This window comes from Cellulomonas sp. ATA003 (assembly GCF_031582905.1).
In the GTDB taxonomy this organism is placed as follows: domain Bacteria; phylum Actinomycetota; class Actinomycetes; order Actinomycetales; family Cellulomonadaceae; genus Pengzhenrongella.
Map to the genome: position 1 here is coordinate 610,738 of NZ_CP133990.1, position 21,023 is coordinate 631,760.

Consider the following 21,023-nt stretch of genomic DNA (forward strand, 5'->3'; position numbering starts at 1 on the left):
GCTGCGACGATAAGACGGTGACGGGCGACGAGTGGGTGCCGGAGTGGCAGCGCGGCGTGCTCGCGACGTGCGCCCTGGCCGTGCTGTCCCAGGGCGGTGCCCACGGGTACGCGGTCGCGCAACGGCTCCAGGCGGCCGGAATCGGACCGGTCAAGGGCGGCGCGCTCTACCCCGTGCTCAACCGGCTGGAGCAGGAGGGCGCGCTGACCTCGACGTGGCAGGAGGGTCAGGGCGGGCCCGGGCGCAAGGTCTTCACGCTCACCGACCAGGGCCGCACCCGCCTGGGCGCGCTGCGCGAGGGCTGGGGGCCGTTCGCCGCCGCCGTCGCGACGGTCCTGCTGCCACCCGCGGTCCTGCTGCCTCCCGGGGGCGACGCACGGCGAGCCGCCGGTCCGACCGACGAGCCCGACGCGTCCACCCGGGACCCCGACGCCGCACCCGTGAGGAGAGCACCGTGAGCACACCGGTCGACCGGCAGTGGCCGAGCGCCCAGGACCAGGCGTGGGCGGACCGGGTGCTGTGGCGCGTCGTCGTGCGCGAGGGCGCCCCGGCCGCGGTCGCCGACGTCGTCCTGGCGGAGGCCCGCGCGGCGTGCCGGGAGGCGGGGCGCCCCGCGGTCGAGCTGTTCGGGGACGCCGACGCCTACGCCGCCGCCGTCGCGCGCGACCGGGTCCCGGAAGGGGACCGCGCCGGGCTGGACCTGGACGGCTCGTCCCCCCGCGACGGGTGGACGCTGTGGCTCCTCACCACGGGGTGGACGGTGAGCGTGCTGGGCGTGGTCCTGCTGGTGGTCGACGGGTGGAGCGTCACGGTCACCGGGTGGGGGCTCGCCGTGGTCGCGGCCACCGTCGGCCTGGGCACCGGAGCGCTGTGGGGCCACCTGGAGCGCGGGGCCGGCCGGGTGCGGCGCGGCTGGGTCTGGTGGGGCGCCGGGATCGCCGCGCTCGTCGCCGCTCTGGGCGTCGGCACCCTGGTCGACGACCGTCCTGCCGTGGCGGAGCTGCCGACACCGCTGCTACTCGTGGCCGGGGTGGTCCTCGTCGTGGTGGGCTTCGCGCGCCCGGAGAGTCGCCCGGAGCCGGAGGTGCGGCCCACCTCCGTCACGCCGCAGCAGTGGTTCGACGGGCTGGCCGGACTGCTGCGGGGGCGCTACCACCTGCCCCGCGCGGAGGTGGCGCGTCAGGTGTCGGACGCGCGCGCCCACTGGCTGGACGCCGGCAGCGACCACCCCGGCGACGAGTTCGGGACGGCCGCCGCGTACGCCCTGCGCCTCATGGAGGGCTCGCCGCTGCCCCGGCAAGGGCGACGACGCCAGCGGGCATGGCTGTACACGGCGGCCACGGTGTTCTGGTGCGCGATGGTGCTCGACGCGGTGCTCACCGCGGGGATCGGGTGGCGCCTGGCGTGGACGGGCGCCGGACTCGCGGTGGTCGCTGCCGCGGCGGCGACGGAGTGGCGGGCGGTGCGCCGGGGCGACGCCCCGGTGTGAGCACGACGGCCGCCCGCGGCAGCGGCGCGGGTCGCCGCGGTGGCCGTCACCCGAAGGCGTCGCGGACCATCCGCAGGGCGCCGTCGACGTCGAACCCGAGCTCGCGCAGCCGGCGCGCGTACTGCTGCGCGGCCAGGGCGCCCTCCCGGTCCCGGTCGCGCCCGCGGGTGGCCACGAACGTCCCGTGCCGACCACGCGTCTGCACGACCCCGGCCTGCTCGAGCTCGCGGTAGGCGCGAGCGACGGTGTTCACCGCGAGCCCGAGGTCGCCGGCCAGGCGACGGACGGTGGGGAGTCGGTGCTCGGGGGCGAGGGTGCCGTCGGCGACGAGCTCCTCGATCTGCCGCTGCACCTGCTCGTACGGCGGCACGTGGGACGCGGGGTCGACGACGAGCATCATGCGCGTGTCCGCGCATCGAGGGCGTCCGCGTCGACCCGGTGGCCCGGCCCGACCGGCCCGACCGGCTCGCCCGGCTCGACCGGCTCGACGGGCTCGACGGTCAGCGGCCACAGCCGCCGACGGAAGTGCCGGTGCGGCTCGAGGATCGCGCTGACCAGCACCATGAGCATCCCGCCGCCGAGGATCACGGCGACGATCCCGCCCACGAGCCCGACCGCCGGGTTGCCGGGCCAGCCGCCCACGAGTCCGTCGCTCACCACGGAGAGCAGGGCGACCGGCAGGGCGAGGCCGATGGCGAGCGCCGCGCCGAGCATGTCCCGCAGGGTGCTCGCCCGCAGGGCGTCGTCCCACGCGAGCTCGAGGGTCGTGGTGGCTACCTGGGGGCGGTCCAGCAGCCGCGCGGCGGCGACCTCGTAGACCGCCATGACCGGCCCGGGCACGACGGCGGTCGCCACGACGAGCGCCCACGGCAGGGGGCCGACGTCGAACCCGGAGCCCGGAGCCGCGGCGATCACCACGGCGGCCGCGAGGGCCGCACCGGCGAGCACCCACGCGCCCCAGCGCTCGTGCCGGGCCACGTAGTCGCTGTGGACCGGGGTCGACGCGCGCGCGATCCGCGCGCCCGGACCGCTGGGTCGGGCGACCTCGCGCCACGCGGCGACCCCCTGACCGAGGGCCTGCCCGACGGCGGCGACCACCAGGGCGACGAGCCCACCCACCGCGAGCTCCTCCGGTCGGACGACGACGAGCCATCCCCGAGGAGGGCCAGACCGGTCAGGGCGCCTGCGGCACCGGCCCGGCGCCGACCGGCGAGCCGCCGGGCGACCGCCGCCTCGAGCTCGGCCGGCAGTGCGAGGTCGACCCGACGCGCGTAGCGGTGCGCCGCCCGTGCCGGGTGGTGCCCGGTGAGCAGTGCGCCGACGGCGGCCGCGGCGAAGAACGCGATGAAGAGGAGGGTGAGGGTCACGGCGTCTCCCGTGGTTGTCGCAACATTGTACTTAACGTAGCACGACAAACCTGCGACAAACGTGAGACGGGAAAGGGCGGCCCCCGACCCGGGTTCCTCGGTCTACCCGGCCTGCTCGACCTCGGCGCGCCGCAACGTCCGCAGGCGGTCCGCCACCGCCGCCGGCGTCGGGCGGGCGGCCGGCTCCGGGGAGAGCATCGCGGTCAGGAGAGCGGCCCAGCCGCGGCCCAGGCTGCGGGGCACCTCGACCGGCTCGATGAGGCGCGCCAGCGAGGAGGTCAGCGGTGCACCCGAGTAGGCGCGCTCCCCGGTGAGCGCCTCGAGCAGCACGAGACCGAGCGAGTAGACGTCCGACGCCGGCCCGAGCGGCTGCCCCAGGGCCTGCTCGGGGCTCAGGTAGCTGGCCGTCCCGAGCGTCGCCTCGGTCGGCCGGGCGTCGGGGTGGGCGGAGCCGCGCGCGGACTGGGCGATCCCGAAGTCGGCGAGCTTCACCGTGATCACCGGCGCCTCGGGGTCACCGCTGAGCGTCGTGTCGTCCGTGATGAGCACATTGGCGGGCTTGATGTCCCGGTGCACGACGCCGGCCGCGTGCGCGTGCCCGAGCGCATCGGCGAGCTGTCGGCCGACGTCCGCAGCCTCCCGTGCGCCCAGCGGTCCCTCGGCGATCCGTTGCTGGAGGGTCGGGCCGTCGACGAGCTCCATGACGAGGAAGGCGAGCGGCTCCTCACGCGGCCCGGTGTCCGCGCCGACGTCGTACAGCGTGACGAGGCTCGGGTGGGACAGGCCGGCGAGCACGCGCGCCTCGTCGGCGTAGCGCCGGATGTCCCGTGCGCCCGCGTCGGCGAGGGAGAAGATCTTGAGCGCGACGGGCCGACGCAGCCGGTCGTCGGTGCCGCGGAAGACGTCGCCCATCCCTCCGCTGCCGAGGTGGCTCTCGAGCCGGAAGCGGTGGCCGAGGGTCGCGCCGACGAGCACGGCACTGTCCTCCATGGCCGGTCCTCCAGGTTGTGCGACGGCCGTCGGTGACCGTGCTCGATCGCTCGGGTGAGTCGACTCGCGACCCCGGGTGCTCCGATCGACGCTAGGAGCCGACGGTCATCGACGCACCTCGGCTCGCCGAGGACCACCCGTCTGCGCGAGTTCGCCGGCGGTGAGGGAAACCGGGACGGTGGCCGGTCCGACCGTCGATGTCGACAACATCACGCGGGGGAGGGCGCTCCCACGCCTGGCGGTGTCGGTGGTCGGTGCGAGAATCGGTGCGTGTCCTCACCGACTGCGCCGCTGACGCCCAGCCCCTACGACGCCCTGCTGCTGTTCTCGTTCGGCGGGCCGAACGAGCCCGACGACGTGCTGCCGTTCCTGCGGAACGTCACCCGGGGCAAGAACATCCCCGAGGAGCGACTGGTCGCCGTCGGCGAGCACTACTACCACTTCGGTGGTCGCAGCCCGATCAACGAGCAGAACCTCGCGCTCCTGGCCGCGCTGCGGGCCGAGCTCGAGCGGCGCGGCGTCGACCTGCCGATCGCGTGGGGCAACCGCAACTGGGAGCCCTACACGACGCAGGCCCTCGCCGAGCTGCGGGACGCCGGGGCGACCCGGGTGCTCGCCGTCGTGACCAGCGCCTACGGCTCCTACTCGGGCTGCCGCCAGTACCGCGAGAACCTCGCCGCGGCGCTCGTCGATCTCGGCGCCACCACGCCGACCGGGGACGACGGCAGCGCGGGCCTGGTGGTGGACAAGCTGCGCCACTACTTCAACCACCCTGGCTTCGTGCGGGCGAACGCCGACGCCGTCGTCGAGGCGTACACCCAGCTGGCCGAGAAGACGGGCGACGACGTCGCCACGCTCGCGGGGTCCGCCCCGCTGGTGTTCGTCACCCACTCCATCCCGGACACGATGGAGGAGGCGTCGGGCGCGCAGCGCCCGAGCTACCGCACGCAGCACCTCGACGTCGGCGGCCTCATCGCCGCCGAGGTGGGCGAGCGGCTCGGGGCGCCGGTCGGGTGGAGCCTCGCGTTCTGCTCGCGGTCCGGCCCGCCGAGCCAGCCGTGGCTCGAGCCGGACATCAACGACGTGCTCGGCGAGCTGCACGAGGCGGGCACCCGCAGCGTCGTGATGTCGCCGATCGGCTTCATCTCCGACCACATGGAGGTCGCGTACGACCTCGACACCGAGGCGATGGAGACCGCGGGCGAGCTCGGCATGACGGCCGTGCGCGCCGGCACCGTCTCGACCCGGGCGCCGTTCGTCGAGGGCCTCGTCGACATGGTGCTCGAGCGCGCAGCCGCCGAGCGGGGCGAGGAGGTGGAGGCCGTGACCGTCGGGTCGCTCGGCGCCTGGCCGAGCCCGTGCCGCCCCGGCTGCTGCCGGCTGCGCGCCGGTGAGGACTCCGGCGTCCCCGCGGCGTGCGGCTCCGACCCGGTGGCCACGGTGGACGCCGCGACGGCGGTGGCCCGATGAGCGCCGCCGACCAGCGTCCCGGGGCGGGCTCGCCTGCCGCCGACCCGTCCGGTGCGGCGTCGTCCGTCGCTCCCGTCGGTGGGCACGCGCCCGACGTCGCCGACGACGTCAACAACCGCATCCGCTACGCGATGTGGTCCGTCTTCTCCCTCGAGGTCCCGCTGCCCGCCGACGACGCCGAGCGACTCGCCGTCGTCGTCCAGGCCGAGACGGCGATCGCCGAGGCCGGTGGCGACCTCGTCGTGCGCGGCTGGTACGACGTGGCCGGGCTGCGCGCGGACGCCGACCTCATGGTGTGGTGGCACGGCGAGACGGTCGAGGCCGTCCAGGGCGCCTACCAGCGGCTGCGCCGCAGCCCGATGGGCCGGTACCTCATGCCGGTGTGGTCCGTCGTCGCGCTGCACCGCCCCGCCGAGTTCAACCGCGGGCACGTCCCGGCGTTCCTGGCCGGCGAGCCGCCGCGCGACTACCTGTCGGTGTACCCGTTCGTGCGCTCGTACGACTGGTACGTCCTGCCCGAGGACGAGCGCCGGACCATGCTCATCGAGCACGGCCAGGCCGCGCGCGACTACCCGGACGTGCGCGCCAACACGCTCTCGGCGTTCGCGCTGGGCGACTACGAGTGGATCCTGGCGTTCGAGGCCGACGAGCTGCACCGCATCGTCGACCTCATGCGCGAGCTGCGGGCCACCGAGGCGCGTCGGCACGTGCGCGAGGAGATCCCGTTCTACACCGGACCGCGCGTGACGCTGCGGGAGTGGGCGGACAAGCAGCCGGTCGAGGACTGACGCCTCGGTCGGTCGCGCCCGCCTCGGTCGCGCCCGCCTCGGTCGGCCCGCCCCGGCGCAGTCAGTCGCGCTCGTCCCGGTCGGGCCCGCCCGCCCCGGTCGGGCCCGGCGGGTCCGTCCGTCGCACCGGTTGGCGCAGGATCGTCCGGAGCCGCTCCGGGGCGGTCCGGCGGGGGTCGGTCAGGTAGACCTCGTGGTGCCGGGCGGTCGGCTCCAGGCCGTGGGCGGGGAGGAACCGGTCGTGCAGGTCGGCGAGGACCGGGCCCTCGTCGTCGAAGGGCCCGACGTGCAGCGTCTGCACGCACAGCCCCTCGTCGAGCGTGTCGAGGCGGACTCGGTCGAGCGCCAGGTGGGGATGCCGGGCGGCGACCCCGGCCCGCGCCGCCGCCACGTGCTCGGCGCCGAGCCAGTCCGGCGCCAGCAGCATGAGGGTCCAGTCCCACGCGGACTTGTCCCGACGGGTCGTGAACGCGGCCATGTCCTGCGCCGACCACAGGGCCTCGAGCGGCGGGACGACGTAGTCGCGGCCGAGGTCGCGGCTGGCGAACTTCAGCGTGTACGCGATCGGGTACAGCACGCCCAGCGCCTCCGCGTACGCCGGGGTGGTGTTCGGGTCCCCGTGCCCGTCGACCATGACGTACTGCAGCGGTGGCACCTCGACCAGCCGGATCTGCCCCCGACGTGCCGCGTAGCAGTCCATGTCCTTCCTGACGTCGGTCCTCATGGGCACCGATGCTCCTCCCGCCCGGGGTGGCGACGTCAATGCTCCGTCCGTGCCTAGGCTCCGGGCATGGCCACCGTCATCCTCGTCCGGCACGGGCGCACCACCGCCAACGCGACCGGCGTCCTCGCGGGGCGCACCGCCGGGGTCAAGCTCGACGCGGTCGGGCGCGAGCAGGCGACGCGCACCGCGGAGCGACTCGCCGTCGTGCCGCTCGTCGCGGTGGTCTCCAGCCCGCTCGAACGCTGCCGGCAGACGGCGCGCGTCATCCTCGCGCGCCAGTCCGGCACGCCGGTGACGCAGGTGGAGTCCGCGCTCACCGAATGCGACTACGGGCAGTGGCAGGGAGGACGCTCGCCGAGCTCGCGCGCGAGCCGATGTGGTCGGTGGTGCAGACCCAGCCGTCGGCGGCGGTGTTCCCGGGGGCGAGTCGTTGGCCGCGATGCACGCCCGGGCGTCCGCAGCGGTCCGGCGGCACGACGCCGCGGTCGAGGCCCAGCACGGACCGCGGGCGGTGTGGGCGGCGGTCACCCACGGCGACATCATCAAGTCCGTGCTCGCCGACGCCCTCGGCATGCACCTCGACCTCTTCCAGCGCCTCAACGTCAATCCCGCCTCGGTGTCGATCGTCCGGTACGGGAGCAGCCGGCCCGACGTGGTGATGACGAACTCCGACGCGGGAGACCTCTCGTGGCTGCGGGCGGTCGCCCCCGTCGGTGACGCGGCGGTCGGCGGGGGTGCGGGCTCCGAGCCCGTCGATCAGCGGACCGACGCGACCCGCTCGTAAAGTGGGGGGCATGCCGACCCTCGTCCATGAGTTCGACTGGCCCGACCGCGTCGTCGTCGGCACCGTCGGTCGCCCCGGGGCGCGCACCTTCTACCTCCAGGTGCGCACCGGGTCCCGGACCGCCAGCGTCGCCCTGGAGAAGGAGCAGTCCGCCCTCCTCGCCGCGAAGATCGACGAGCTGCTGGACGAGCTGAGCACCCAGGGCGGCGCCACCGTCCCCGCGGACATCCCGGCCGAGCTCGTCGACGACGACCCGCTGGACCAGCCCGTCGAGGAGCAGTTCCGCACCGGCGCGATCCGCCTGGGCTGGGACCCGCGGACCGCGCAGGTGGTCATCGAGGCGTTCCCGTTCGTGGCCGCCGACGACGAGGACGACGACGCGGACGACGCCGCGGACGACCCCGGCCCGAGCGAGGTGCTGCTCGTCCGCATCCCGGTCGGCACCGCACGGGCGTTCGCGCACCGCACCCGCCAGGTCGTCCGCTCCGGGCGGCCGGCGTGCCCGCTGTGCGGGCAGCCGGTGGATCCCGACGGTCACGTGTGCGCGCTGCCCGAGGACCTGTGACCGCTCGGGGTCGCGCCGGTGACCTCGGCGGCGACCTCGACGGGGACGCGCCGGACGACGCCGAGCTGAAGATCGTCGGACGCATCCGGGTCGCGTCCAACGCGACCTTCCTCGGCCGGATCGGCGAGACGGCGGTCGTCTACAAGCCGGTGGCCGGCGAGCGTCCGCTGTGGGACTTCCCGGACGGGACCCTCGCGGCGCGGGAGGTCGCGGCGTACGCGGTCTCCGAGGCGCTGGGCTGGGGTGTCGTCCCGCGCACGTGGTTGCGCGACGGGCCGCTGGGTCCGGGCATGGTGCAGCTGTGGCAGGAGGCGGACGCCGAGCAGGACGCCGTCGACGTCGTCCCGGCGGACGCCGTGCCGGACGCGGGCTGGCGCGCCGTCGTCGAGGGAGCGGACGAGGGCGGGCGACCGGTCGCGCTCATCCATGAGGACTCTGCAGCCCTGCGGCGCATGGCCGTGTTCGACGTCGTGGTCAACAACGCCGACCGCAAGGGCGGGCACGTGCTGCCCATGTCCGGCGGCGGCCGCTTCGGCGTGGACCACGGCGTCACGTTCCACGTCGAGCCGAAGCTGCGCACCGTCCTGTGGGGTTGGGTCGGTGAGCCGTTGACCGACGACGAGCTCGCCGCGGTGCGCGGGGTCCGCGCGGCGCTCGACGGCGACCTGGGGGACGGCTCCGCGCGCTGCTGAGCGCCCCGGAGGTCGACGCCCTGAGGGCGAGGTGCGACCGGCTCCTCACCGAGCGGTGCTTCCCGGCGCCGGAGGGCGACATGCCCGCGGTGCCCTGGCCGTTGTTCTGAGGCGGCTCGCCGGCGGTCACCGGTGGGTGAGCAGGCGGTCCAGCACCTCGGTGAGGCCCGACAGCACGGACACGTGCCCGTGTCCGGGTCGTCGCCACAGCTCGGCACCGGGGACCGCGGCGGCGAGGCGATCGGCGTGCGTGGCGGGGACCATGCGGTCGTCGGCCCCGTGGACGAGCAGGACCGGTGCCCGGACGGTGGTGAGGTCGACGCCCCACGGGGTGACGAAGGCGACGTCGTCGTCCACCAGCCCGACGGCGCCGTCGGCGGCCGCCGCGTCGGTGCCGAGCGCCGCCCACGGGCCGTCGAGTGCGGCCCAGTCCGCGGCCGTGAAGACCGCCGGGTCGAAGGTCTCGGTCCGCGCGTAGCGCTCGCGTGCGTCCCGGCCTTCTATCGCGGACCGCAGGGCGCCCGGTGCGGCCATGCCGGCGAACCACGCGTCGGTGCCGTCGAAGGGTGCGGGTGACGCGACGGTCGCGGCGGCGAGCACCCGACCGCCCAGGAGCGCGGCGCAGGCGAGGGCGTGCGGGCCCCCACCGGACGCGCCGAGGACGGCGAAACGGTCCACTCCCAGGGCGTCGGTCACCGCGGCGACGTCCGCGGCGGCGGACGCCACGTCGCGCGCCGGCTGAGGGTGGAGCCGCCGTAGCCCGGGCGGGCGTAGGTGATGAGACGGATGGCGCGCTGCGCCGCCGGCGCGAGGAGCGGAGGCAGCAGCGCGCCGGTGTGCGGCGAGCCGTGGTGCCAGACGACAGTGAGCCTGGCGCCCGCGGCCGGGCGCGCGTCGTACGCGTCGAGCACCCGGCCGTCGGGGTGGGGACGACGACGCGTGCGCTCATGGGCACTCCAGAGGGTCGTCTCGCGCGGGCTGTGCCGGTGGTAGCCGGTGGTGGCCGCCGGTGGCCGGTCTCGCGCCACCGCGGCCGGGACGCTACTTCATGGCGGCGATCTGGATGAGGTTGCCGCAGGTGTCGTCGAGGACGGCGGTGACCACCGGCCCGAGGTCGGTCGCCTCCTGGGTGAACCGCACGCCCAGCGCCTTGAGCCGCTCGACCTCGGCCGGCACGTCGTCGACGGCGAACGCGGTGAACGGGATGCCGTCCGCGGCGAGCGCGTCGCGGAACGGACCGGCCGCCGGGTGTCCGGTGGGCTCGAGCAGCAGCTCGACGCCGTCCGGGTCGGCGGGGAGACCACGGTGAGCCAGCGGGCGTCGCCGGCGGGCACGTCGGTCTTGAGGACGAAGCCCAGCTTCTCGGTGTAGAAGGCGAGCGCCTTGGCCTGGTCGTCGACGAACACGCTGGTCAGGTGGATGCGGATCATGGCAGCTCCTGTCGGTCGGAGGGCCACCGGTCGGCGATCGTGCGCAGCGGACCGGTGTCCAGGTGGTGGAACTTGTACCGACCCTCCCGCCGGGTGCGCACCAGGCCGGCCCCCTCGAGCACCGCGAGGTGCTGCGAGATCGCCTGCCGGGACGACGACACGCCGTGCTTCATGGTCAGTCGGCCGCAGATCTCGAACAGCGTCTGCCCGTCCTTCTCGGTCAGCTCGTCCATGATCGTGCGCCGCGTGGCGTCGCTGAGGGCCCGGAACAGGTCGTCGGCATCCACGGGACCGTTATAGGCAAGGTGTCACTTGCATGTCAAGAGGTGCGCACGACGGTCGTCAGACCCAGGCGGTCCGTAGGCGCTCGAGCGTGTCGATGCGCGTGGCGATGTCGTGGGTCGTGGCCGTGACGAGCAGCTCGTCGGCGCGGGTCCGGTCGACCAGCCCCTGCAGCTCGGTGACGGCCTGCTCGGTCGTGGTGGCGACCTGGGTGCCGGGTAGCTGGGCGAGGACGGCCTCGAGCGGCCCGCCCTCCACCCCGGCGAGCACCTCCGCCGCCGTCGCCGGGTCGGTGATGGGGGCCAGACGCCCGGTCCGCAGGCTCAGCGACATGACCTTGCTCGGTCCGGCGAGGTAGCGGGCCTCGTCGTCGGAGTCCGCGAGGATGACCGACGCGCTGATCATCGCGTGCGGGGCGGCCAGCTGCGCGGACGGCCGGAACTCCGCGCGGTAGGCGGCCATCGCCTCCATGGTCTGGGTGGCCCCGAAGTGGTGGGCGTAGGCGAACCGGATGCCGAGGGCGGCGGCGAGCCGGGCGCTGAACGTGCTCGAGCCGAGCAGCCACACCTGCGGCGTCGACCCCTGCGCGGGGGTCGCGGAGAAGCGGCGCACGAACGGCGACGGCGGCCGTCCGGTGTCCTCCTCGTGCTGCTGGCCCAGCAGCCCGAGGACGTCGAGCAGCTCGCGGGGGAAGTCCTCGGCGCCGAGGCCATCGGTCGTGCGGCGCAGCGCGGCCGCCGTCGCGGGGTCGGTGCCCGGCGCGCGCCCGATGCCGAGGTCGATGCGCCCCGGGTGCAGCGCCTCGAGCATCGCGAACTGCTCGCCGACGACCAGCGGGGGGTGGTTGGGCAGCATGACGCCGCCCGAGCCGACCCGGATGCGGTCGGTGGACGCGGCGAGGTGCGCGATCAGCACGGCCGGCGACGTCGACGCCACCGCGGGCATGTTGTGGTGCTCCGCGACCCAGAAGCGGTCGTACCCCAGGCGGTCCGCGGCGCGGGCGAGCTCGGTCGTCGCCAGCAGCGCGTCCCGGCTCGTGGCGTCGTCGCTCACGGTGGAGAGGTCGAGCACCGACAGCGGCACCCGGGTGCGCTCGCTCGGGTCGGACGGGGCAGGGGTGGGGGCGAGCGTGGGGGCAGGGGCGGTCGGGGCGTCGGTGGTCACACCGGGGGCAACAGCCCGGGTGGCCCGTGCCTTCCCGGGTGGCCTGTGTCTTCCCCGGCGCGGCGGTGGCGGTGCCCACCTCCGCGCAGCGGGTTCGGATGCGGTGGGCCGCCTCGGCGACCCGCCGGGCGCCACCCTGTGGACGACGGACGCCGGCACCCCGCGCGTGGTGGCGCGGGGTGCCGGCGTCGGGCACCGCGGGGGCGGGACGGGCCCACCCCGGGGAGCGAGATCAGGCGACGGTGGTCAGGGCGTCGATCCGCGCGACCTCGTCCTCGGTGAGCGTGAAGTTCACGGCCCCGAGGTTGGCGTCGATCCGCTCGGGCGTCACGGACTTCGGGATGACGACGACGCCGTGCTCGATGTGCCAGCGCAGCACCACGAGCGACGCGCTGACGTCGTGCGCGGCGGCGATCTCGGTGAGCGTCGGGTCCTCGAGGTTCGTCCGCTTGAACGGGCTGTAGCCCTCGAGGGCCACGCCGCGCTCGGCGTGGGCCGCGACCAGGTCGGCGTCGAAGTCGGACGGGCTCCACGGGATCTGGTTGATCGCCGGTGCCTCACCGGTCGCCGCGATCAGCTCGTCGATCTGCTCGATCGAGTAGTTCGAGACGCCGATGGCACGCACGAGGCCCTCGTCGCGAGCGGCGATGAACTGCTTCCAGGTCTCCGGGGTGGCCTCCTTGTTCGGCGGCCAGTGCACGAGCCACAGGTCCAGCTGCTCGACGGCGAGGTCGCGCAGCGACGCCTCGAGCGTCTCGCGCTCGCGGCCCGCGTTACTCGGGGGAGCTTCGTGGTGAGGAAGACCTCGCCGCGCGGAACGCCCGACGACGCCAGCCCGCGGCCGACGAGCGCCTCGTTGCCGTAGGCGGTCGCGGTGTCGATGTGCCGGTAGCCGGCCTGCAGGGCGTGGTGGACGGCGCGCTCGGCGTCGTCGCCCTCGGACTGCCAGGTGCCCAGGCCGAGCAGCGGGATGTCCGCGCCGCGAAGCGCGAGGGTGGGTGTGGTGGGGATCGTCATGGTCCCCATCGTCACCCCGCGCGGGGGTGCGGTCGAATCGAATCGACCAGGGGTGGTCGGCTGGAGACCGCCCGCGTGTCAGACCCGGGCGGCACGATGGGTCCATGGCCACCACGACCGGGCCCGCGCTGGACGCCACGCTGACCGACGCCGCCGTCGACCTCGCCGACCGGTGGGTCGTCGCGACCACCGGCGGTCAGACCCGCGCGGAGCGGCGCACGACCGGTCGCCTGGCCGCGCTGGTCGCCGACCCGGCCGGGCTCGAGCTGGCGGTGCGCTTCGTCGACCGCGTCGCGCGCCCCGAGGACCTCGGTGTCGCCGCGCGCGAGCTGGGCGCCCTCGCCCGGACGGCGTCGGCCGCGCGCGGGTTCCTCGGTCCGGCGGACCTCGCGCTGCTGCGCGTCGGCGCCGTCGTCGCGCCGGTGCTGCCCCGCGTCGTCGTGCCCGCCGCCCGGCTGCGGCTGCGGCAGCTCGTCGGGCACCTCGTGGCCGACGCCGGCCGGGGGCTCGGCCGGCACATCGCCGCCGCGCGGGCGGACGGCTTCCGCCTCAACCTCAACCTGCTCGGCGAGGCCGTCCTCGGCGAGGCCGAGGCGACCGCGCGGCTGGAGCGGATCACCGCGCTCGTGCGCCGGCCCGACGTCGACTACGTCTCGGTCAAGGTGTCCGCCGTGGCGAGCCAGTTGTCCGCGTGGGACACCGCGGCCAGCCGGGACCGCGTCGTGGAGCGACTGCGGCCGCTGTACCGGACGGCCGCCGCGCACGGCACGTTCCTCAACCTCGACATGGAGGAGTACCGGGACCTCGAGCTCACCCTCGGGGTGTTCGAGCGGCTCGTCCTGGACCCCGATCTGCTGGGCGCCGAGGCGGGGATCGTCCTGCAGGCCTACCTCCCCGACTCGCTGCCTGCCCTGGACCGGCTCACCGACCTCGCCGCGCGGCGCCGCGCCGCGGGCGGTGCCCGGATCAAGGTGCGGCTGGTCAAGGGCGCGAACCTCGCGATGGAGCAGGTCGAGGCGCAGCTGCACGGCTGGCCGCAGGCGCCGCTGCCCACGAAGGCCGACGTCGACGCGCACTACGTCCGGCTGCTCGACCGTGCGCTGCGACCGGAGCGCACGCGTGACGTGCGGATCGGCGTCGCGAGCCACAACCTGTTCCACGTCGCCCTCGCGCACCTGCTCGCCGAGCGGCGCGGTGTCGGCGAGGCGGTCGACGTCGAGATGCTCCAGGGCATGGCGCCCGCGCAGGCGCGCGCGGTGCGCGACACCGTCGGTGACGTGCTCCTGTACACCCCGGTCGTCGCGCGGGCCGACTTCGACGTCGCGATCTCCTACCTCGTGCGGCGGCTGGAGGAGAACGCGGCGCCCCAGAACTACCTGCACGCGCTCTTCGCACCGAGCGAGGACGTCGTCCCGTCGCCTGCTCCGGGGCCGCACCGGCCCGTGATCCCGCTGCGCCGGTCGCGGGCGACGTCGGCCGTGGTGCGTCGGCGGGTCTCGACGCCCAGCGCGCGGCGTTCCGGGCGGCTGTCCGGGACAGCGGCCGGCCGCCTCCCGCGCCGCGGCGCGTGCCCCGCCCCGACCCGGTCGACCCGGTGGCCGGTGAGCCGTTCCGCAACACCCCGGACACCGACCCGGCCGTCGCCGCCTCCCGGGGCTGGGCCGACGACGTCGTCCACCGAGCGGTCGACGTCGGACCGGTGCCCGTGGTCAGGACGCCGGCCGAGGTCGACGCCGCGGTGGCCCGCGCCCTGGCCGTCGCCCCGACGTGGGCCGCGACCGAGCCCGACACCCGGGCGGCGATGCTGCGCCGTGCTGCGGTGCGACTCGAGGACGCACGCGGGGACCTGGTCGCGACGATGGTCGCCGAGGCCGGCAAGACCGTGGGCGAGGCCGACCCCGAGGTCAGCGAGGCGGTCGACTTCGCGCGCTACTACGCCGAGCGTGCCGCCGACCTCGCCGACGGCCGCGTCCCCGGAGCACGGTTCCACCCCGAGGGGCTGACCGTCGTCACCCCGCCATGGAACTTCCCGGTGGCGATCCCGGTCGGGTCGGTGCTCGCCGCGCTCGGGGCCGGGTCGCCCGTGCTCGCCAAGCCGGCCCCACCCACCCCGCGCTGTCTCGCCGTCGCCGCTGCGGCGATCCACCGCGCGATGGACGACGTCGGCGTCCCGCGCGACGTCCTGCAGGTGCTGCAGGCGCCGGAGGACGACGTCGGCCGGCGCCTCGTGACCCACCCGGCCGTCGCCCGCGTGCTCCTCACCGGGTCGATCGAGACCGCGCGGCTGTTCAGCGGCTGGCGGCCGGACCTCGAGGTCCTCGCGGAGACGTCCGGGAAGAACGCGCTGGTCGTGACGCCGTCGGCGGACCTCGACCTCGCGGTGGCGGACGCCGTGCGCTCGGCCTTCGGGCACGCGGGGCAGAAGTGCTCGGCCGCCTCGCTGCTGGTCCTGGTCGGGTCGGTCGGCCGGTCGCCGCGGTTCGCCCGTCAGCTCGTCGATGCGGTCCGGTCTTTGCGCACCGGGTGGCCGACCGACCTCGCCACGACCGTCGGCCCGCTCACCGAGCCCGCGTCCGGCAAGCTCCTGCGCGCGCTGACGGCGCTCGAGCCGGGGGAGCGGTGGGTCGTCCGGCCACGGCGGCTGGACGACGACGGGCGGCTGTGGACCCCCGGGGTCAAGGACGGCGTCGCGCCGGGGTCGTGGTTCCACCACACCGAGGTGTTCGGGCCCGTGCTCGGGATCATGCGCGCCGACAGCCTGGACGAGGCGCTCGACCTGCAGAACGCGGTCGCGTTCGGGCTCACCGGTGGGCTGCACTCGCTCGACGAGGCGGAGATCGAGCGGTGGTTGGCCCGGGTGCAGGTCGGCAACGCGTACGTCAACCGCCACATCACCGGCGCCGTCGTGCAGCGGCAGCCGTTCGGCGGGTGGAAGGCGTCCGTCGTCGGGCCGGGCGCGAAGGCAGGCGGCCCGCACTACGTCGCCGGGCTCGGCCGCTGGTCCGACGGCCCCGACGTCCCCGCCGACGACGACGGCTGGCTCGCCTGGGCCGATGCGGACGACGCGCGATGGTGGGCCGAGCGCGGTGCCGTCGAGCACGACCCGAGCGGGCTGACGGTCGAGTCGAACGTGCTGCGGTACCGGCCGGTGGACGCGCTGACGGTGCGGGTGGGCAGTGGTGCGCGCGAGCGGGAGGTCACCCGGGTGCTGCGGGCCGCGGCGCGTGCGGGGGTGCCGGTGCGCGTGAGCAGGGCGCCCGGGGTGGCGGGGGTCGACGCGGCGGTGGAAGAGGACGACGCCGCATTCGCCGCCCGTGTGCGTGACGGTGGGGTGCGGGGCCGCATCCGGGTCGTCGGACCGGTCGGGGGCTCCGTGCAGCGGCGCGGACACGCGTCGGTGAGGTGACCGTGCTCGACGCGCCCGTCCTCGCGAGCGCGGAGCGGGAGATGCTCACGGTGGTCCGGGAGCAGTCCGTGAGCCGGACGCTGCATCGTTTCGGGCACCTGCCGCCGGGGTGAGGGGGTGGAGCCTGCGTTCTCGGGGGGACTGGGCGGCAGCACGGTGTGCTCCGCTGTCGGGTACGGCTCGGCACGGTCGGGTACGGCTCGGCACGGTCGGGTAGGGCTCGGCTGGGCGGTCACCGGTTTCGATCACGCGAGGCGACGCCATACCGCGTGCCGCCTTCGGAGGTCGTGGCGGGCTCCGGGGGTGTCTGGTCTTCAATCGCGCCGAGGGGCCGGGTTCACGTCGACGTGAGCAGGAGCGGTGACAGTTGCACCGTCATCGGTACGACCCGCGTTGGGCGGGCAGCTCGCAATGGGGCTGGACCGGTGGGATCCCTCGTCCAGGACAGCAGACGTCTCGTCGTCCGTGCGCCCGATGTCGGCGGCAAGCGCCTGACGGTTCTCCATCCACAACGTCGGCCCACCCCCACCGCGTGTCAGACCCCGGCGGTAGAATTCGAACAGATGTTCGAAGCAAGGAGGTGGCGGCGATGACGACAGACACCGCTCGTGGCCCGCGCTCAGGCCTCACTGCCGGACGAGCTCTCGCATCCGTCCGCGACTCCGCCCCCACGCGCGATGTAGCGCCCAACGGCAACGGTGTCCTTCACGGTGCTGCACCGTCCACGGGCGCCGCCGTCTCGGCCGGTGACGGTCCATCTCCGGACTGCACTGTCTCGGCCCGCGCCGGTGCATCCACCGGCGTCGCCGCGTCGGAACGTGCCGGTTCGTCCACGGACGCCGCCGTGCGCACCGGTGCAACCGGTTCCTTCGACGAAGGTCTGCCCACCAGCGCCGACGCACTGGCCTCGGCCGGTGCGGTGGCCCGGTCTATGGAGGCGCTGGCCTCGGGGCGGTCCTTGGTGTCGGTGATGACGGCGTTGACCGGGCAGGTCGCCGGCGCGGCGGGGTGGACGGGCGAGGACCGGTCGGTGTTGTTGGCGGACCTGGACCGGGTGATCGACGGGCTGAGCGTGGTGCGCGGCGCTGTGCTGGTGGCTGATCGGGATGCCGGGGCGTGGCGCGGTGCCGGGGACCGGTCGTTCGAGGCGGCGCGCGGGCGCACCTGCGGTGTGGGTGTCCGGGCGGCGGGGGCGCAGGTGCGGCAGGCCGAGCAGCTGGACGCCGCCCCGGCGGCCGCGGCGGCGGTGACCGCGGGGCTGATCACGATCGGGCACGCCGCGGTGCTGGGGAAGGTCGCCGCGACCGGCACCGCGGTGCAACGCCAGGCGCTGGCGGACCCGGCGGTGCAGGAGGCCTTGGTCGAGGTGGCGCAGCGGCAGGACGCCGGAACGTTCCAGATCACCGTGGACCGGTGGGCCGCGACCGTGGACCCGGACGGGTTGGAACGCGACCACCAGGCCCGGCGCGCCGAGCGGTACCTGCACCTGACCCACGCCTCGACCGGGACGTTCCTCAAGGGTCGCCTGGACACGATCGCCGGGCACCGGCTGGCCTTGGCGTTGGAGGCGCTGACCCTCGCCCGGCGCAGGACGACGACCGTGGCCCGGGCGAGCGCTGCGCGGACGCGCTGACGGAGATGGCGGGGCGGGTCCTGGCGTCGGCGGACACCAAGCCCGGTGGGCATGTGCCGGCGCAGATCACGATGGTCATGACCCCCGAGACGTGGGCGGCAGCACGGGCCGAACGCGACCGGCGCCGCCACGCACCACAGCCCGCCACCACGGGCGCGGGCGCGGGCACCGGCGTGGGCGCAGACACGTTCGCCGGCACGGCCACGGGCACCGGCACCGGCACAGGCACCGACAGGGGCACAGGCGCGGGCACCGGTGGCGCCGGAACTGGCACGGGCACCGTGGACACCGGCGATGCGCCCTCGGGCGCGGGGGCTTCCGCCGGCGACTCGGTCACCCCATCGGCCACGACCGCCCCGGTGAGCTACCCGCCGGCGACCCTGGAGGACGGCACCCCCGTCCCGGTCACCGAGCTCGCCGCGGCGATGTGCGACTGCGACATCACCAGGGTCGTCATCGACGCCCACGGCGAGCTGCTGGACCTGGGTCGCACCCAGCGGTTGTTCACCGGGGCGCTGCGCAAGGCGATCATCGCCCGCGACCGAGAGTGCGGGTGGCCCTCGTGCCACGCACCGGGCCGGTGGTGCGAGATCCACCACATCGCCTGGTGGGACCGCGACGACGGGCCCACCTCTGCCGACAACGGCGTCCCCCTGTGCTCGTTCCACCACCACGAGACCCACCGACGCGACCTCACCATCACCCGCGTGCCCGCCGCTCCGCCGGTGGCTGCGACGGCGTTGAGCCGGCCGCCGGGTGAAGGACCGCCCCGCCCCGGTTCCCCACGCTGGGCGGGCGCTGCACCACCCCGGGCCGGCGCTGCATCACCCGGTGCTCCACCCTGCGCCGGCGCCGCACCGGCCGGTCCTCCACCCTGCGCCGGTGCCGCACCGGCCGGTCCTCCACCCTGCGCCGGTGCCGCTCCGCCGAGACCGCTCGCACGGGTGACCTACGAGTTCCGCGACCGCACCGGACGACTCGTCGGCGCGCACAACGGCGCCGCCAAGTCTGGCCCGGAGCTCGTACGAGCCGACGCCGCCTCGCCTCCCGTCGCGCGGCCCGAGCCGCCCGCCGACCCGCCACTTGCCCCCTGGGCGAGCGCGCCGACGAGGTCCTCAGCGGTGCCAAAGCACGAGTCGGAAGCGGACATCGAGTGGACGACCGACCCGTTCACGGGCGCGAGAGTGCCCTCCTTCTACCTCGGGACGGCACCGTCATGAGCAGACGGGTGAGGAGGCGGTGTCCCCGGCGGCCGCACCCGTTCGCACCCGGTCGGGGTTCGTCGCGGTCGAGGCGCGCACGCCGTCGAGGACGCGGACGAGTGCGACCGCCGCGTCGCGAGGCAGAGGGTCGGGTCACCGGCCGACCGGGAAGCGGCCGGTACGCGGACGGTGCGGGGCGCGGGGCGGGGCGGGGGAGGGCGGGGGATCAGGGTGTGTTGCGGAACCAGATGTTCTCGGTCAGCGCCGTGGCGAAGACGTTCCAGGCGAGGTACGGGACGAGGACGGCTGCGGCGGCACGGTCGTGCCGACCGACCGTGCGGATGAGGGAGATCGTCGACGCGTCGAGCGCGAGCGCCTCACCGACCGCGAGCCCCGGGCGCTCGGCGCGGAAGAAGGCCCAGGTCCAGCCTGCGTTGAGCGCGAGGTTGGTGCCGAGCGTCGTCGCGATGTCCGCTCGTCGGCTGGCGGGTGCCCGGTTCAGGGCGCGCGTCGACGACCAGGCGATCGCGCCGTACAGCGCCGTCCACACGATCGGGAACGCGGCCTGGGGTGGGTACCAGGACGGCTTGTCGAGCGAGCGGAACCACGGGCTGTTCGCCCGCACCCCGGCCGAGCCGGCTGCGGCAGCCGCAGCGACCGCAGCGCCGACGAGCACAGCGTGTCGGCGGCGCGGCCGCGCTCGGAGGCGGCGGCGTTCGGTGGTCGCGTCGGGCCTGACGTCCAGTGCGAGGTCCATGGCGAGCACGCTACGCCGGACGGCGGTGCTCGCCACCCGCGGGAGTCAGCCGGACTGCCGCACGACGAGCTCCGGGGAGAAGATCACCGGCTCGGTCGGGAGAGGGACCCGGCGAGCTGGTCGACCAGCATCTGCCCGGCCCGGCGAGCCATCGCGACGACCGGGTTCGTGATCGTGGTCAAGGGCGGCTTGGTGGACTCAGCGACGCCCAGGTTGTCGTACCCCACGACGGCGACGTCGTCGGGCACGGTCAGGCCGCGCTCGGCGAGCACGCTCAGGGCGCCGACCGCCATGAGGTCGGAGGCGGCGAACAGCGCGTCGATGTCCGGGTGGCGGTCCAGCAGCTCGGTGGCGGCGGCGGCGCCGCCGGCGACGGTGAAGTCGCCGGTGGCGACCGCGTCGTCGGGCAGCCCGGCCGCTCGGAGCGCGTCGTGCCAGCCGACGAGGCGGTCGAGACCCGCGGCCATGTCCTGCGGGCCGGCAAGGGTCCCGATGCGTCGGCGGCCATGCGACACGAGGTGCTCGGTGGCGATCCGGCCGCCGAGCCGGTTGTCGAGGTCGACGTGGCGGACCTCGCGGTCGCCCTCCAGCGGGCGACCGACGAAGACGTGGGGCAGATGCGAGTCGGCCAGCGCGCGGTCGAGGGCGTTGTCCTGGTGGTGGGACACGACGATCGCGCCGTCCACGTGCCCGTTGCGCAGGTACCGGGTGGCCCGGGCGTTGTCACCGGGACGGACGATGAGCAGCACCAGCTGCAGGTCCGTGGGTGCCAGCGCGCCGGAGAGCCCGTTGAGCGTTCCGGCGAAGAAGGGATCGGTGAGCACCCGCTCGTCGGGTTCGGGGACGACGAGCGCCACCGAGTCGCTGCGGCGCGTGACCAGGGACCGCGCGGCCCGGTTCGGGGTGAATCCGAGCTGGGCGATCGCGGCGTCGACGGACGCCTGGGCCTCCGGGGACACCCGAAGGCCACCGTTGATCGCACGCGACGCGGTCGACCGGGAGACCCCGGCGAGCTCGGCGACCTCCTCGAGCGTGGGTGCTCCGGCGCGCCGCCGGGGCGAGGTGGTGACCGTGCTGTCGGCCATGGCCGCCACCTCCGGGTCGGGCGCTGGACCGGACGTCCTGCGGGTGATCGCGAGGATACCGAAGCGCTGCGGGACGCCGTTCCTCGCGTCGGCCGTGGTCGGTCCGGTGGGTGAGCTGATGAGGGGTGCTGCGGTGAGCGGGTTGGGTGGGATCGATCCCGTGGGTGGGCTGATGGGT

The 21,023-nt window shown here is 75.2% G+C and carries 17 protein-coding genes and 6 pseudogenes; 11 read left to right on the forward strand and 12 right to left on the reverse strand.

From position 1 onward, the window contains the following. Positions 1-86 precede the first annotated feature (86 nt). Positions 87-458 (forward strand): annotated as a pseudogene (locus tag REH70_RS03120) (PadR family transcriptional regulator); the annotation flags it as partial. Continuing rightward, positions 455-1,489, forward strand: a complete 1,035-nt coding sequence (locus tag REH70_RS03125) for a hypothetical protein (RefSeq protein WP_310752163.1) — start codon at positions 455-457, stop codon at positions 1,487-1,489. The pseudogene REH70_RS03120 and the gene REH70_RS03125, both read left to right, overlap by 4 nt. A gap of 46 nt (positions 1,490-1,535) precedes the next feature. Here REH70_RS03125 and REH70_RS03130 read toward each other — a convergent pair whose 3' ends face one another. The 3 genes from REH70_RS03130 to REH70_RS03140 all read right to left on the reverse strand — a co-directional run bounded on the left by REH70_RS03130 (position 1,536) and on the right by REH70_RS03140 (position 3,846). Beyond that, a complete protein-coding gene (locus REH70_RS03130) occupies positions 1,536-1,889 on the reverse strand; it encodes a GntR family transcriptional regulator (protein WP_310752166.1) in 354 nt (117 codons plus the stop codon). After that, complete coding sequence (locus REH70_RS03135) at positions 1,886-2,608, reverse strand: hypothetical protein (RefSeq protein ID WP_310752168.1); 723 nt, start codon at positions 2,606-2,608, stop codon at positions 1,886-1,888. The genes REH70_RS03130 and REH70_RS03135 overlap by 4 nt, the downstream gene beginning before the upstream one ends. A 350-nt stretch (positions 2,609-2,958) precedes the next feature. Further along, positions 2,959-3,846, reverse strand: coding sequence for a serine/threonine-protein kinase (locus tag REH70_RS03140; RefSeq protein WP_310752171.1), 888 nt, complete (start codon positions 3,844-3,846; stop codon positions 2,959-2,961). Positions 3,847-4,116: 270 nt separating this feature from the next. Between REH70_RS03140 and REH70_RS03145 the strand changes: the two genes are divergently transcribed. Both REH70_RS03145 and hemQ read left to right on the forward strand, forming a co-directional pair. Then, complete coding sequence (locus REH70_RS03145; protein WP_310752174.1) at positions 4,117-5,316, forward strand: ferrochelatase; 1,200 nt, start codon at positions 4,117-4,119, stop codon at positions 5,314-5,316. Beyond that, positions 5,313-6,104 (forward strand): hydrogen peroxide-dependent heme synthase, encoded by a 792-nt coding sequence (gene hemQ, locus REH70_RS03150; RefSeq protein WP_310752177.1) that lies wholly within the window; start codon positions 5,313-5,315, stop codon positions 6,102-6,104. Before REH70_RS03145 ends, hemQ begins: the two co-directional genes overlap by 4 nt. A gap of 61 nt (positions 6,105-6,165) precedes the next feature. Here the strand turns inward: hemQ and REH70_RS03155 are convergent, their stop codons facing one another. Then, positions 6,166-6,828, reverse strand: coding sequence for a GyrI-like domain-containing protein (locus REH70_RS03155; protein WP_310752179.1), 663 nt, complete (start codon positions 6,826-6,828; stop codon positions 6,166-6,168). Positions 6,829-6,894: 66 nt separating this feature from the next. Here REH70_RS03155 and REH70_RS03160 point away from each other — a divergent pair. The 3 genes and pseudogenes from REH70_RS03160 to REH70_RS03170 all read left to right on the forward strand — a co-directional run bounded on the left by REH70_RS03160 (position 6,895) and on the right by REH70_RS03170 (position 8,979). Continuing rightward, a pseudogene (locus REH70_RS03160) lies at positions 6,895-7,612 on the forward strand (MSMEG_4193 family putative phosphomutase). Positions 7,613-7,622: 10 nt separating this feature from the next. Beyond that, the gene (locus tag REH70_RS03165; RefSeq protein WP_310752182.1) at positions 7,623-8,177 is read left to right on the forward strand and encodes a DUF3090 domain-containing protein; all 555 of its coding nucleotides are present in this window, start codon (positions 7,623-7,625) and stop codon (positions 8,175-8,177) included. A gap of 65 nt (positions 8,178-8,242) precedes the next feature. Beyond that, positions 8,243-8,979, forward strand: a pseudogene (locus tag REH70_RS03170) (SCO1664 family protein). Positions 8,980-8,995: 16 nt separating this feature from the next. Here the strand turns inward: REH70_RS03170 and REH70_RS03175 are convergent. From REH70_RS03175 to REH70_RS20305, 6 genes and pseudogenes are all read right to left on the reverse strand, one after another. Beyond that, on the reverse strand, positions 8,996-9,565 hold the full coding sequence (locus REH70_RS03175; RefSeq protein WP_310752185.1) for an alpha/beta fold hydrolase: 570 nt from the start codon (positions 9,563-9,565) through the stop codon (positions 8,996-8,998). Further along, complete coding sequence (locus REH70_RS03180; protein WP_310752187.1) at positions 9,562-9,780, reverse strand: hypothetical protein; 219 nt, start codon at positions 9,778-9,780, stop codon at positions 9,562-9,564. Before REH70_RS03180 ends, REH70_RS03175 begins: the two co-directional genes overlap by 4 nt. 130 nt (positions 9,781-9,910) lie before the next feature. Further along, positions 9,911-10,299: pseudogene (locus REH70_RS03185) on the reverse strand (VOC family protein). After that, on the reverse strand, positions 10,296-10,586 hold the full coding sequence (locus tag REH70_RS03190; RefSeq protein ID WP_310752190.1) for a metalloregulator ArsR/SmtB family transcription factor: 291 nt from the start codon (positions 10,584-10,586) through the stop codon (positions 10,296-10,298). The pseudogene REH70_RS03185 and the gene REH70_RS03190 overlap by 4 nt, the downstream one beginning before the upstream one ends. A gap of 55 nt (positions 10,587-10,641) precedes the next feature. Further along, positions 10,642-11,745 (reverse strand): LLM class flavin-dependent oxidoreductase, encoded by a 1,104-nt coding sequence (locus REH70_RS03195; RefSeq protein ID WP_310752194.1) that lies wholly within the window; start codon positions 11,743-11,745, stop codon positions 10,642-10,644. Between the two features lie 232 nt (positions 11,746-11,977). Further along, positions 11,978-12,771 (reverse strand): annotated as a pseudogene (locus REH70_RS20305) (aldo/keto reductase). 95 nt (positions 12,772-12,866) lie between these two features. Here REH70_RS20305 and REH70_RS03210 point away from each other — a divergent pair. From REH70_RS03210 to REH70_RS03225, 4 genes and pseudogenes are all read left to right on the forward strand, one after another. Continuing rightward, positions 12,867-14,084, forward strand: a pseudogene (locus REH70_RS03210) (proline dehydrogenase family protein); the annotation flags it as partial. 416 nt (positions 14,085-14,500) lie between these two features. Beyond that, positions 14,501-16,168, forward strand: coding sequence for an aldehyde dehydrogenase family protein (locus REH70_RS03215; RefSeq protein WP_310752199.1), 1,668 nt, complete (start codon positions 14,501-14,503; stop codon positions 16,166-16,168). A gap of 844 nt (positions 16,169-17,012) precedes the next feature. Then, positions 17,013-17,801, forward strand: a complete 789-nt coding sequence (locus tag REH70_RS03220; RefSeq protein WP_310752201.1) for a hypothetical protein — start codon at positions 17,013-17,015, stop codon at positions 17,799-17,801. A gap of 359 nt (positions 17,802-18,160) precedes the next feature. Further along, complete coding sequence (locus REH70_RS03225) at positions 18,161-19,021, forward strand: hypothetical protein (RefSeq protein WP_310752203.1); 861 nt, start codon at positions 18,161-18,163, stop codon at positions 19,019-19,021. Between the two features lie 208 nt (positions 19,022-19,229). Here the strand turns inward: REH70_RS03225 and REH70_RS03230 are convergent, their stop codons facing one another. Next, on the reverse strand, positions 19,230-19,760 hold the full coding sequence (locus REH70_RS03230; protein WP_310752205.1) for a TspO/MBR family protein: 531 nt from the start codon (positions 19,758-19,760) through the stop codon (positions 19,230-19,232). Between the two features lie 83 nt (positions 19,761-19,843). Further along, entirely contained in the window at positions 19,844-20,845 is a 1,002-nt protein-coding gene (locus REH70_RS03235) for a LacI family DNA-binding transcriptional regulator (protein ID WP_310752207.1), read from the reverse strand. Positions 20,846-21,023 lie beyond the last annotated feature (178 nt).

Excerpts from the sequence above, each read along its gene's own strand:
- REH70_RS03130 (WP_310752166.1), bottom strand. The coding sequence starts at position 1,889 with ATGATGCTCGTCGTCGACCCCGCGTCCCACGTGCCGCCGTACGAGCAG.
- REH70_RS03140 (WP_310752171.1), bottom strand. The coding sequence starts at position 3,846 with ATGGAGGACAGTGCCGTGCTCGTCGGCGCGACCCTCGGCCACCGCTTC.
- hemQ (WP_310752177.1), top strand. The coding sequence starts at position 5,313 with ATGAGCGCCGCCGACCAGCGTCCCGGGGCGGGCTCGCCTGCCGCCGAC.
- REH70_RS03155 (WP_310752179.1), bottom strand. The coding sequence starts at position 6,828 with ATGAGGACCGACGTCAGGAAGGACATGGACTGCTACGCGGCACGTCGG.
- REH70_RS03165 (WP_310752182.1), top strand. The coding sequence starts at position 7,623 with ATGCCGACCCTCGTCCATGAGTTCGACTGGCCCGACCGCGTCGTCGTC.
- REH70_RS03230 (WP_310752205.1), bottom strand. The coding sequence starts at position 19,760 with ATGGACCTCGCACTGGACGTCAGGCCCGACGCGACCACCGAACGCCGC.
- REH70_RS03235 (WP_310752207.1), bottom strand. The coding sequence starts at position 20,845 with ATGGCCGACAGCACGGTCACCACCTCGCCCCGGCGGCGCGCCGGAGCA.